Origin of the sequence: Flagellimonas flava, from assembly GCF_900129665.1 — a bacterium.
Taxonomy (GTDB): Bacteria; Bacteroidota; Bacteroidia; order Flavobacteriales; family Flavobacteriaceae; genus Flagellimonas; species Flagellimonas flava.
In genome coordinates this window covers 324536-337964 of sequence record NZ_FQWL01000002.1, presented here as the reverse complement: position 1 = coordinate 337964, position 13429 = coordinate 324536, and the positions used below count along the sequence as shown (strand labels likewise).

General features: G+C 42.5%; 6 protein-coding genes. 1 reads left to right on the top strand and 5 read right to left on the bottom strand.

The annotated features are described in order from the left end of the window. The first annotated feature begins 32 nt into the window (after positions 1 to 32). A complete protein-coding gene (locus BUC10_RS07310; RefSeq protein ID WP_073178865.1) occupies positions 33 to 3740 on the top strand; it encodes a metallophosphoesterase in 3708 nt (1235 codons plus the stop codon). Here BUC10_RS07310 and BUC10_RS07305 read toward each other — a convergent pair. Genes BUC10_RS07305 through BUC10_RS07285 form a run of 5 tightly spaced genes read right to left on the bottom strand, consistent with a single transcriptional unit; the run spans position 3737 to position 13425 of the window. Further along, positions 3737 to 4597, bottom strand: a complete 861-nt coding sequence (locus BUC10_RS07305) for an NHL repeat-containing protein (protein ID WP_073177892.1) — start codon at positions 4595 to 4597, stop codon at positions 3737 to 3739. The genes BUC10_RS07310 and BUC10_RS07305 overlap by 4 nt on opposite strands. Then, entirely contained in the window at positions 4590 to 5489 is a 900-nt protein-coding gene (locus BUC10_RS07300) for a GyrI-like domain-containing protein (protein ID WP_073177889.1), read from the bottom strand. The genes BUC10_RS07305 and BUC10_RS07300 overlap by 8 nt, the downstream gene beginning before the upstream one ends. A gap of 15 nt (positions 5490 to 5504) precedes the next feature. Then, the gene (locus BUC10_RS07295; RefSeq protein WP_073177887.1) at positions 5505 to 6836 is read right to left on the bottom strand and encodes a vanadium-dependent haloperoxidase; all 1332 of its coding nucleotides are present in this window, start codon (positions 6834 to 6836) and stop codon (positions 5505 to 5507) included. A 12-nt stretch (positions 6837 to 6848) separates the two neighbouring features. Continuing rightward, a complete protein-coding gene (locus BUC10_RS07290) occupies positions 6849 to 10091 on the bottom strand; it encodes a VCBS repeat-containing protein (RefSeq protein WP_073178863.1) in 3243 nt (1080 codons plus the stop codon). Continuing rightward, positions 10084 to 13425, bottom strand: a complete 3342-nt coding sequence (locus BUC10_RS07285) for a VCBS repeat-containing protein (protein WP_073177885.1) — start codon at positions 13423 to 13425, stop codon at positions 10084 to 10086. The genes BUC10_RS07290 and BUC10_RS07285 overlap by 8 nt, the downstream gene beginning before the upstream one ends. Positions 13426 to 13429 lie beyond the last annotated feature (4 nt).

The following is a 13429-nucleotide window of genomic DNA, read 5'->3' as shown; positions in this document are numbered from 1 at the left end:
AAATACAAAATTTTGGTATCAACCTCATTGATATGAAGAAACATTACCTATATAGCTTGTTCTTGGTTTTTGCGGCAAGTTGCGCCACCTACGAAGCAAAGTATGAAACCCCGTTTACTAGTAATGAACCCAGCACGGATAAGCAGGTAGAGCATACGTTTTATTTGATTGGAGATGCGGGAAAATCACCTTCGGGAAAACTGAACCCGGCCCTTAAGATGTTCAAAGAACGTCTTACCAAAGCGGATAAGAAAAGCACCGCACTTTTTTTGGGTGATAATATTTATCCTGCGGGATTTCCTGATGAAAAAGATGACCCTAGTGGACATCAATCAGCTAAAAACCATTTGGATGCCCAATTGAAAACCCTAGAAAATTTTAAGGGTAGAACGGTGTTCCTGCCAGGCAACCACGATTGGTACAGTAATGGACTGAAAGGCTTGGAACGGCAAGAAAAGTATATTCAAAAGGCCTTGGATAGCAAGGATGTCTTTTTGCCAGATAACGGGTGCCCTTTGGAAACGGTTAAAATCAGTGATGACGTATTATTGATAACCATTGATACGGAGTGGTACCTTGTAGATTGGGACAAACACCCCACTATAAATGATGATTGCGAGATCAAATCAAGGGGAAGGTTTTTTGAGGAATTGGAAAGTCTTATTAAAAAGAATGTGGACAAAACTACAATTATCGCCATGCACCACCCCATGTATACCTATGGTTCACACGGCGGACATTTCTCTTTCAAGCAGCATATTTACCCCAGTGGAGGAAGTGTTCCCCTGCCTATTTTGGGTTCCGTGGCAAATTTGCTTCGCAAAACATCAGGTGCCTCGATTGAGGACCAAACCAATAAGATGTACAACAGGCTCAAAAATCGGATCGTAACCCTTTCCCAATTTTCGGACAAGGTGATTTTTGTATCGGGCCATGAGCATACCCTTCAATATATTGTTGAAAAGGATATTCCTCAGATTGTTAGTGGTTCGGGCGCCAAAACGGGTGCGACCAAACTGCTGAACGGCAGCAAATTTTCAACCGGAAAAATGGGCTATGCTGTTTTAAAGGTTTTCACAGATGGTTCTTCCCATGTTAGTTTTTATGATGCTGTAGGGGATGAAGTGTTATATCAGACCGATGTTTTGGAGGCGGACGAAAAAGGGCCTTTGACAACCTACCCAAGCAGTTTTCCCAAATACCAAGAAGCTTCTGTTTATACGGAGGAGGAAATCACCAAGGGTGGATTTCATAAATGGTTATGGGGTGAACGCTACAGAAAGTACTATGGAACAAAAGTGAAGGCCCCAACGGCCGTGCTAGATACGTTGTATGGTGGGTTAACGGTAGTTAGGAAAGGTGGTGGAAATCAGTCCAATTCCTTGCGCTTAAAACATAAGGATGGTAGACAGTTTGTGATGCGGGATCTTCGCAAAAGTGCAGAACGCTATCTTCAGGCTATGGCCTTTCAAGAACGTTATATCATAGGAAAATTTGAGGATACCTACCCAGAAAGGTTGCTCTTGGATCTTTACACCGGTGCGCATCCTTATGCCCCGTTTACCATGGGGACCCTTTCTGACGCCATAGGCCTATACCATACCAACCCCAAACTGTTTTATGTGCCCAAGCAAAATGCCCTGGGACAGTTCAACAGCGATTTTGGAGGCGAACTGGTCATGATAGAAGAGCACGTTTCCGATGGCCATACAGACTTGGAAAGCTTTGGGAAGACCGAAAAAATAGAAAGCACTTACGACTTGATAAAAAAACTCCGAAAGGACGAGAAATATGTTCTTGATAGTGAGGCTTACGTTAAGGCGAGATTGTTTGATATGTTGATAGGCGACTGGGATCGTCATGTTGATCAATGGCGTTGGGCGGAGTTTGAAAATGAAGATGGTAAAATAGTTTATAGGCCCATACCAAGAGATAGGGATCAAGCGTATTCCAGGTGGGGAGATGGTTTTGTTATGGGATTGGGATCACGGGTAGTGCCTTCCCTTAAGATTTTCGAGGGCTTTAATGAGGAAATACGAAACCTGAAAGGTTTCACTTCTTCACCAAGAACCTTTGCACTTGATATGGCCATCCTTTCCGAGACTACTTTGGAAGAATGGACCGAGCAGGCCAAATTTATTCAACAACGTATAACCGGTAGTGTCATTGATGAAGCGTTGATGCATTTTCCCGAAGAGGTTCGTGATGAAACCGTAGATCAAATCAAACAGAAACTGCTCTCTAGAAAAAGTGACTTGGTGGAGACGGCTAGGGAGTATTTTAGGATTATGAACAAATACAGCGTCATCACGGGAACGGATAAGGACGATTATTTTCATATTACCTCTCATTCCAATGGAGATGTTGAGGTGAAAGCGTATCGTATTAAAAATGGAAAAAAGAAAGACCTCTTTTTTGAGAAAACCTATCAGCCACAATATACCAAGGAGCTATGGATCTATGGATTGGACGATGATGATGTTTTTGATGCGAATACCCAAACTTCCAAAATTAAGGTGCGCCTTGTAGGTGGACAGAACAACGACGTGTATAAGATCGCAGAAGGCTCTAAAAAGATACATGCCTACGACTTTAGGAGCAAAAAGAATACTTATGACGAAGCGTTTGGTGGGAATATCCATAGAATTAATGATTATGACACCAATACCTATGAGTTTCTCCAAGTAAAAGCTAGTAACAATCAATTTCTGCCCGCAATTGGATACAATCCGGATGATGGATTCAGGATTGGCTTGACAAATACCTATGTCGTCAATGGATTTCGACAAAACCCTTTCACGCAACGACATATTTTCAGTGCAGCTTATTATTTCGCCAACAACGGGTTTATTTTTCAATACAATGGGGAATTTGCCAATTTCTTTGAAGGCGTAAACCTGGAACTGGACGCAGGGTTTACCAGCCCTAATTTTGCCATCAACTTTTTTGGTTTTGGGAATGAAACGGAAAACAATGATGACGAGGAACCCTTGGGCCTAGATTTTAACAGGGTGAGAATAAGTGTCCTTAAGTTTGCCCCTTCATTGGTTTGGAGAGGTTACTTAGGTTCAAAAGTGCGTTTGGGAGTGTCCTATGAAGATATTGAAGTAGAAGAGACGGAAGACCGCTTTATAAACCAGTTTTTTGTAGCAAACGGAGAAGAAAACGAACAAAGCTTTTTTGGCGTGGATGCAGAGTATAGTTATTCCAATACGGATGACAATGCATTCCCTACCCTCGGCATGGATTTCTCCCTTCATGGGGGCTATAAAACCAATTTGACCACCTCGGGCAGATCTTTTGGATATATCATCCCAAGCTTGTCCATAGACCATAGGTTGAGCTCCAATGGGCAATTGGTTTTGGCCACTAAAATCAAGGGGCGAGTGAATTTTGGAGATGGATTCGAGTTTTATCAAGGTGCCAGTATAGGTGCCAATGATGGACTTCGGGGTTTTCGTTTTCAACGTTTTACCGGTAAATCCTCTTTCTATCAAAATACAGATCTAAGATTCAGTTTCAGAAAACAACGAAAAGGGGTTTTACCGTTTACGCCTGGAATTTTTGGCGGGTTCGACTATGGAAGGGTTTGGTTCCCCGGAGATAGTTCGGACAAATGGCATAATTCCTACGGAGGAGGATTTTTTGTGGATGGAGCAGGGATATTGTCCGCCAACTTGGGATTGTTCAATAGTTCCGATGGTATTCGGTTTGCCTTTGGGATTGGTTTTGGGTTCTAGTCTAAAGAGTAAGAGTAGAGGTGACGACCTTTGGTTTTGGATTGTTCGTCCGCTACGATAATTGTGTTGTCGTCCAAAAAACAAATGGATTCCTGTTGGGTTCTATGCTTTACATCAATGGTTCGCTTAGTTCCTTTGGTAAAATCATCCGAATCAAAGTTGGTGAACAACCAGATATATCCTGATCCCAGTAACGCAACTTTTTTTCCGTCAGGTGAAATATCGGCTCCTGTTATGGAGCAAAATTGGGTGTCGGTACAAGAAACAAACTCCCCTACCAATTGAGCGGTATATTCACCTTTGGTGTCCGGAATTTTGTAGACATAGGCTTTTCCATGATAAGGTCTTGACCTATCCTTGGTTATCAGGAAAAGCGACCCCTTATGATGAAAAAAAGCCTCACAATCGAAACGCAAGTTTGATTTCTTTGGAGGAAATTCCTTTTGTTCGGGATATTGGAATTCAATTTTTTCTGCATCGATTTCACCACCTTTCTTGGCAAAAGGTTTCGACAATTTGTAAATCTTTAGATTTTTTCTCGCATTGGCGTTATTCCCAAAATCCCCTATGTATAGATTTCCCGCTTTATCTTGGGCCAAATCTTCCCAATCGTGGTTCTTGGCATGATCTACCTTAAGTTCGCGCACAAGTTTGCCTTTAAGATTTACCATGTAAACCTTATCCTTATTCCCATTATCCTCAATAACCCATAAGGTGGAATCCCCAGCGGTTTCCACTCCGGAAACCTCGTTCAGCTTGGCGGGAAGTTTCCCTAAAAGAGTATAATCACCATAATACGGTTTTTGGGCACAGGCCTGAATGGCAATTAGAAGCAATAAGAGGGAAAGCTTATTCACTAGATGATTTTATTGGTAGGTATACATCCGTTTTCCACATTAACTCATCACCTCCCATATTGGGATTGTTAAAGAATACCTCCACGGGCTTGGGGTCAACTTCCAGATCATTTTGTTCGGCGTAGGCCAATAAGGCGTACCAAGCACGGTCCGAAGTTAAATAATTACCATTGTACACGGCCTTGATGGCATTTTTCCCAAAGAGTCGTTTATAAAAGACCTCTGGATGTTTCTGAAGTCTTTCGGATCTAATTATGGGATAACAAAAGTTATAGCTTAAGCTATCGGTTTTTTCATTCCAGTCCAGCACTTCGATCAATGGCGGACCGTTAAGTTCAATCTCGTTCTCAGCAATTATGGAGTTTAGCAGTGAATAGTTCCGCATCATCCCCGAAGCTTTCTCTCGTTGGAGCTTTTTTTCGGCAACACAGGCGCAATATGTAGAAAAGAGTTCTTCCTCGCCAATAACGGTAATCTTAAAATCATCAAGATGATCAATAAGAAATTCGTTAAAGTCCAACAGCGTGTTTTTGGAACGTGTCTCAAAATCCGTATCATAAAATGGAAGCTTAATCCGGTTCATTATAGAATTGTCCAAATCTTTGATATCCACATCTACCTGACTTAGCGAATCATGGATGGGGGTAACGTTCCATGTATAGCGGTAGACCGAATCATTGAACATCAATTGCTGCTCAAAACGCCCATCATCCAAAAAGGTGATCGGAGCACTTCCATCCATAATCTGGTTCCATGCCCTTAGTGTTTGGTTTATGGTTCCAGGCAAGGCTTTAGCCTTAAAGCTAACCCGATAGTCCTGTGGTTTTAAAAAAAGGTACCAGCCCAAAGCCAGAACCAAAATTATACCAACGGTAATACCAGCTTTTTTCATATCCAAATCCTAGTATTAATCATTGGTCAAATCGAGGTTGGCTACTACAAAACTTCCTAGGTCACGTCCTTGTTTCACTCCAATTTCAACCGCGGCCCTATAGTGAATCCCTCCGTACATTCGGCTGATGGCCGCTTCGTCGGCGGCTTCCTTAAAGGAATCGAAGGACCGCACCGGAAGCCCATAAGGGATTTCCGTATCATCATCAAAAGCAAAGTTGTCCCCAAAAATATCGGTCAATGCGGTGGCCGCGGCTCCTGAGACCACACTGTGCCCACTTGTATATTCTGGAAATGGAGGTGTTTGAAGTACTGGTTCCCAACTATCGTCTATATGCTCGTTTATAAGAGTTTCGGGACGTATAAGGTTACTTCGGTATTTTTCATCCCAACAGCTTATAAATGCGTCTGCAATGGCAATTGAAGTTTGGGTATAGGCATAAACTGTTTTTGCAAAATCGGAGTTCGTCTTTAAGGAAGCGATTTTGGCGATTCCGATCCAATGAGCACCGGGAGTAATCTTTTTGGTGGCAAACATGAGGTGCCCCCGGGTTACGGAAACATAGGGATTGCAATCCCAGAATTGCGCTATGGCCACTTCTTCGGATTCATCACCTTTAGCCGTTATTTCTTGGCTGATATCATAGACTTCTTTCACCTCCTTATAAAAATCGGAATCTTCCTCCATGGAAAATGGCGGTGGTGGAGTGGGCTTAAACTGTCCAGCAGAATCGATTACAAAAGGTCTAATTTTATTCCAATGGGGTTCAATACCGCTCATATAGGATGGGGGCGTGGGTTGCCAACGCGATGGGTCATCCGAGTTTACGGTAAACTTGGGCATGGTCCGGGTTTGCTTGTAGTTGTCCAAATCCATCCAAGCAGCGATATGATCGGCCACTTGAAGCCCATAGTTCTTGGAGGCGTTGAACACAGCTTCATTTTTATCTGCCCAACTCGTATAAAGGCTGTCCCGATAGCTTTCTATTCTTTCCTCCGAGAAGATCAATCTTTTGCTCATATCGATATGGGCAACGAGCGCCGCTAGTTCAAAATTGATACTTTCGGTTTGGCTCGGCGCAGGGATTTGTTCCAACCCCCTTACTTGGCCTGCCAGGGATTTGTATTTGGTATTGTTTTGCGCCAAAATTTCAAATGCCGCTATGTTGGGATACACATAGATCCTGCTTGCCACAGGAGGGGAAAATATATCGTGAATCATAACTTCGGTAACCTTGTCCACCGAATTATGATAGTCCTCTGAGGTGATGGTAATAGGTTCTTCCTTTTTCTGGCAGGAACTCACTACCAAAATTAGGAACAGTAATAATCCAAATCGCTCTTTCATGCTATCAAGGTGTTAGTTGTTGATTTTGTATACTTGTGCGCGGTCGTTATTAAAGACTGCCAATAAACATTTTTGCCCGTTAACTGTTAGGACTCCAAGGTGACGCAATGATTTCTTGGTAAAATCCAAGCCCAGTTGGTTCCCCAAAATTACTTCTTCTTCCGATTTTAGCAAGGCCCCTGGAAAGGAATCCAACCTGCCATGATAGGGTTTTACCCCAAAATAGTTTCCCCCCAATAAAACTTCTTTCTGGCCATCTCCATCGAAATCTTCAATGGCAAAGGCCATAAGTGGGGCTACTTGCAAGTTATTCTCAAACGGAACAAATTCGAAATTACCTTTATTGTTCCTTAAAAACCCGGAAGCTAGGGTATTGACCTCCAAAATTTGTGCTTTCTCCATAACTTCTTTTGAAAACAATTGGTCCATGGTCTTACCTGCAAAGGAAGTGTAGCTTGTAAAGGTCTTTTTTAGGGAGACCATTTGTGCGGTTAGACCATCCAAGGTTTCAAGAGGATAATACGTTCCATTTTTTTCCAGGGCCGTGATGGTCTCAGTTTGGCCATTTTCATCAAAATCACTGAAATACAATTTCATAGGATGTTGCTTGGACGCCTTGAATTTCGAATTGGTTCCCCAATTTCCAAGCAGGTAGTCTGTGTCGCCATCCCCATCAATGTCAAAAGGAGCGATTCGTTGCCATAAACCCTTTAGGTCCAAATCGTTTACTTCGGCAAACGTACCGTCCTTGTTGCTGAGGAATTTGGGCGACATCCATTCTCCAACTAGGATTAGATCGATTTTACCGTCCCCATTGAAATCATCCCAAAGTGCATCGGTGACCATCCCCTTCAGAACATCTTGGTCAAATCCTTGGAAGATTTCAAAGTTTCCATTGTCATTTTCCAAGAGATAGGAGGATGCAGGAGCACCAAAACTAGAGGTTATCGTATGGCCGCCAATAAAAAGGTCCAAATCGCCATCTCCATCAAAATCCATAGGTTTCACCACGGAAGAGTTTTGAAAGAACTCAGGAAGTTTCTGTTTTGAAAACGTGGAATCGTTTCTTTGATAATAAGCATCCAGCAAAGCTTCTGAGTTTCCAAAAAAGTCTCCTCCCCCCGAAGTAAGGAACAGGTCATTTTTATTGTCGTTGTTTAAATCAGCAATAACAGCGGAAACGGTTTCCTTAATGGAGTCGTTTTCCACTGTATTGAATCGCTGATTGATAAACACGGAATCTTGCTGTATATAGGTTTTAAATGGAGTGAACTTTGAGCCCCCTACCAAAATATCGATAGTCCCATCGTTATTGATATCTCCCAAGGCAAAAGCTGGCCCCCTATCCGATATCTGATACGGAATGAGCTTTTCGCGATTGAAATCGGTATAATTATCCTCTTCATGGTTAAAGTCAAAGCCCAAGTTGTTGGGAACGGCAGTAAATAGCAGTTCACCGTTCGACTTGGCTGGATTATAATTGAAAGGTTGGGTCCCCTTCGGGGAAATGGTCAAGGTCTGATTTACATCCACATCCTTGAGGAGTTGATACGTTCTATCTGGCCATATAATTTTTATGGAATCTATCTGTTCAGACCTGCCGAAACCAAAGTGTATCATAGGTTCCGAGGAGGCTTGGAAACCACGCGATGGGAATAATTCCTTTAACTGAATTTCACCTTTGTTGTAAGCGTATACCTTGGCCCCAATTCCAAAACGATTGTTTTCGGAAAACTGAATCTTAAGTTTAACGTAGTTGGATTTAGATCCCGTTTTGTTGATGTAAAGCGTGGCGGGAGAGTTAAGGTTGTTGGTCACAAGGTCAAGGTCACCGTCGCCGTCCAAATCTCCCATCGCTGTGGCCCCTGAAATGATGGTATCCTTTGTAATCCATTTTCCTGACATATCAGAAAAAGTAACCCCTTCGGAACCTTGGAAAATATAATTGGCAACATTCCCGGACGGCATTAAATCCAAGGCTTCCTGATCGACCAACTTGGTATTGTCAATTTTATTTTTGATCTGCTCGCTGGACACAAAATTTATAAAATCAAGGTCGTTGGGCCTTTTCGGGATTCCGTTGGAGATAAAAAGATCTTGTTTCCCATCTTGATCATAATCCCCAAACAAGGCGCTCCAACTCCAATCTGTTGCGGAAATCCCGCTCATTAATGCGGTTTCCATATAATTTCCATCAGGCTGATTGAGGAAAAGCATGTTTCGGGTAAACTGATAGTGATATCCGTATTGTTGGATGCGAAGTTTTTGGGTTTGGATATTGTCATCTCCTTCAGAGGACTTGAGTGCAACCTCATCCTCGGGCAACATATCCAGGGAAATAAGGTCTGGTCGCCCGTCGCCATTAATATCCGCTACATCACTTCCCATAGAGAACCTACTGGTATGCCCAAAGTATTGCTTTAGACTTTCTGTGAAGGTGCCGTCGCCATTGTTGAGATAGTAGTAGTCATCTTCATGAAAATCATTGCCTACGTAGATATCCGGGAACCCATCAAGGTTAAAGTCTGAAATAGCCAAACCCAGACCGTATCCATTAACGCCACCATAGATGCCTGCGGTCTCACTTACATCAACAAATTTACCTCCATCGTTGCGAAGGAGTTTGTCGCCGGTCTCAAAGTTGCGTTCATGTCTAAGATCATATCTTCCAAAAGAATTTTGGGTATGTACGGCATGGTTTAATAAATAAAGGTCTAAATCACCATCAAGGTCATAATCAAAAAATGCAGCGTTGGAGCTATAGGAATCGAAATCCAAGCCATATCTGGCCGCTTGTTCCGAAAATGTGTTATCCCCGTTATTAATATACAGCTCGTTATACCCATTGAACCCATTGATACCAACCACAGCGCATACGTAGATATCGAGCAAACCATCACCGTTCACATCGGCCATTACAGTTCCGGTATTCCAAGAGCTGTTGCCCTCCACTCCGGCCACCTCCGAAATATCTTCAAATTTGAGGTTCCCTTTATTTAAATAGAGTTTGTTCTTGACCTGATTTCCTGAGAAAAAGATATCGGGTAGCCCATCATTATTGATATCTCCAACAGACACGCCACCACCATTGTAAAAATAGAGATAATCTAAAATGCTGAGGTCATTGGATTGCTCAATGCGATTGGTAAAGTCTATTCCAGTGCTGTTTGAATCAGGAGTTTCGAATAAATCCCCACCTTTCTTACACCCTAGAACCAGAGTTGAACAAATCAATACAAGTAGTAACCTATTCATCAATGGCAAAAATCTTTGGTTTTTCATTGTTAATGGCTGCTATCAGATAGCGTTTGCCGTTTTTGTCGGTCAGCTGCTCCAAATACTTAACTTCTTCCTTGATGGCAAAGCCACTGTCGTTATAATTTTGCCATGCAAAGCCTAATTTGCCATCACCTAGTAGGAGATTACCATAGCTAGCATCCAATCTTGAGAATTGGGGTTTGAACTCAAAATTGTTACCGGCCATAATCAGATCAAGGTTGCCATCATTGTTCACATCCGCACAGGTGATATCACATACGCAAGACAGTTGTGCGCGTGCAGGTAAGGGTTGAATGCTAAATTTTCCACCACCTTCATTGATGGCCATAACGGAAGCCGAAACAGTCACCTGTTTTACGATGGATTTATCCATCACTTCCTTGGAAAAAAGCTCGTGAATGGTGCGCTTGGCATAGTCAGATGCCTTAAGGTTCTCCTTTTTAAGTGATACCAATTGTTCGGTTAATTCCCTTTTCTGGTGGATGGGATAGTCACCTCCATTGTAGTGCTGGGTAACGATTTGCTCGATAGTGCCATTGTTATCAAAATCGTTGATCCAAATTTTCATGGGTTGATATTCGAAAGGCTGATAATGCGAGTTGAGACCCTGGTTTCCTAAAATAAAGTCTTGGTCACCATCGTTATCCAAATCTGCTGCTTCAACTGTATTCCACCAGCCAAATAAGCTATCCAAGGAAGAGGTTAGTTTGGAAAGTCTTCTTCCTGAGTTTTTGTAAATTTTTGGAGTATCCCATTCGGAGGTTATGACCAAATCCTTTTTGTTATCGCCATCAACATCGACCCATTTGGAATCGGTTACCATCCCGGCATTTTTTAAATCGAAAGCCAAACGTTCAGTTGCATTGGCAAAAACACCATTGCCCTTATTCTCCAAGAAAACATGATCTGGGGAGATACCGTATACACCGACCACGCTGCGAGAGCCGACAAACACATCCATATCTCCATCGCCGTCAAAATCGTATGGTGCAATAGTGGAAATGTTTTTAAAAGTGGAGGGCAACTCTTGCTCAGATGCGGTGAAATTCCCATTACCATCATTTAAGTAAAGCCTTGCCCGATAAGTGCGCTGCGAACCCACATTGTTTCCTCCCGATCCTACAATGAGATCCAGGTCCTCATCGCCGTCCGCATCAAAAAAAGAGGCTGCGACATCTTCATGCTCCGCATCACTTTCAAAAGATCGGGAACCTTTTTGTTGAAGTTGACCGTTACCGCGGTGTAAATAGATAACTCCTGTTTGGCCTTTGGCCCCTCCGATATAAAAATCCTCGTTGCCATCACCATTAACGTCACCCACGGCCAATGATGGCCCTTCTTGGGATAATTTTTTGTAGATAAGACCTTCATAATCAAAGTCGTTGTAATGGTCCTCTTCATGGGCGACAAGTACTTTGGAGTCCAATTCCTTGATGAACGTTTTATTGGCCCTTATGTTAGGCAAAACATAGGTCTCAGTTGATTCCGAATAATTGAGAACAAGTTTTTGGTTGGCCTTTACCTGTTCCAGTTTTTGGGTACGGTCATCTGGCCAAATAATTCGTATGGAGTCCAAAATCTCTACTTTTCCAAGTCCCAGGGTCATTCCATAATCCATAGAGGATTGGAATCCGCGAGAGGGAATCAGTTCTTGGTTAACAATGTTGCCATCAAAATAAAATTGTGCCAATGTTCCCACGGCAAAGGGGTTGCTTTCGGGCCCTTTAAAGGCTAACTGGATGTAGTTGTTTTCCAGCTGGGTATCCGTATTGTTTTTATAGATAAAAGCTTCGGTATTTACATTGTTGATGACCATGTCCAAATCCCCATCGTTATCCAAATCCCCATATGCGGCGCCGTTGGAGCGGGTGGGTAGCTCAAACCCCCATTCTTTATTGGCATTTTTAAAAGTGATATCGCCATTGTTCTTGTAAGCATAGTTGGGTTGTGGCTTAATCGGCATTTTGCTGATAATGGAATCTATGGACTCCTTGCGTCCCGTAAGTGCCATTTTCTGAATGATTTCATTGGCAAAGAAATCTACAAAATCCAAATCTGTAAGATCATGGTTGATTCCGTTGGTTACGAAGATATCCCGAAGACCATCATTGTCCATATCGAACATAAGGCCGGCCCAACTCCAATCCGTGGCATCAATTCCGCTGTAATAGGCAACTTCGGAAAAGGTGCCATTTCCATTGTTGAGCTGTAATGTGTTTTGAATATACTGTTGGAAAAAGTCCTTGCTTTGTTTTAGTTCGAAAATATTATACCCTTCAAACTCCATTACAGATTTTACTCGTTCCTCAGGCTCCGGTAACATATCCGTAATGAAAATATCGTTTAATCCATCATTGTTGATGTCCGCAATGTCGATTCCCATGGCCGACAAGCTCAGGTGGGAAGTCCAATCTTTGATTTCTTCGCTGAAGGTCCCATCTTTTTGGTTGATGTATAAGTAGTCCCGCTCGTAAAAATCGTTGGACACATAAATGTCAGGATACAAGTCCTGATTGAAATCGGTCACCAGAACACCCAAACCAAATCCGATAAGACTCCCGTAGATTCCCGCTTCCTCACTTACATCTACAAACTTCCCGTTATCGTTTCTCATCAACATGTCCCCAACACCCCTAAAAATATGGGGAACCCCTTCCCAGTCTTGAGCACGAACCCCTCTCTGTTCGGCATAGCCCAAACTGCTTACGGGAATATTACTATTGTTCAGGATGTAGACATCTAAATCACCATCCTTGTCATAGTCGAAAAAAGAGGTGTGTGTGGTAAATCCGGTTTTGGCCAGATTGAAATCATGGGCTTTTTCGGTAAATGTAAGGTCGCCGTTATTGATATAGAGATCGTTATCATGATTGTTTCCCTCCAGATTTCCGGCATTACTGACATAGATGTCCAATAACCCATCCTGATTGATATCAACCATTACCACACCTGTTGACCAAGGTTTGTTACCAGTTACACCAGCACTTTCGGAGATATCCTCAAATTTGAAATCCCCTTTATTCAGGTACAGGCGATTGGCCACCATATTGCCCGTAAGATAAATATCTGAAAGGCCATCGTTGTTGATGTCACCAATAGCTACCCCACCACCGTTATAAAAATTTCGGTATTTGAAGATGTTAAAGTTCTTCTGATTCTCTACGTGATTTATAAAATCAACCCCTGTTTCCTCCGAAGGTAAGAGTGTAAACAAGGTTTCTTGTTTCCCTTCGTCTATGTTTTTATCACTTTTTTCAGCGCATGCTCCCAATAGCAGCACAAGGCATGCGGCGATATAGTTGAGTTTCATTTTG

Excerpts from the sequence above, each read along its gene's own strand:
- BUC10_RS07310 (WP_073178865.1), top strand. The coding sequence starts at position 33 with ATGAAGAAACATTACCTATATAGCTTGTTCTTGGTTTTTGCGGCAAGT.
- BUC10_RS07300 (WP_073177889.1), bottom strand. The coding sequence starts at position 5,489 with ATGAAAAAAGCTGGTATTACCGTTGGTATAATTTTGGTTCTGGCTTTG.
- BUC10_RS07295 (WP_073177887.1), bottom strand. The coding sequence starts at position 6,836 with ATGAAAGAGCGATTTGGATTATTACTGTTCCTAATTTTGGTAGTGAGT.
- BUC10_RS07290 (WP_073178863.1), bottom strand. The coding sequence starts at position 10,091 with ATGAATAGGTTACTACTTGTATTGATTTGTTCAACTCTGGTTCTAGGG.
- BUC10_RS07285 (WP_073177885.1), bottom strand. The coding sequence starts at position 13,425 with ATGAAACTCAACTATATCGCCGCATGCCTTGTGCTGCTATTGGGAGCA.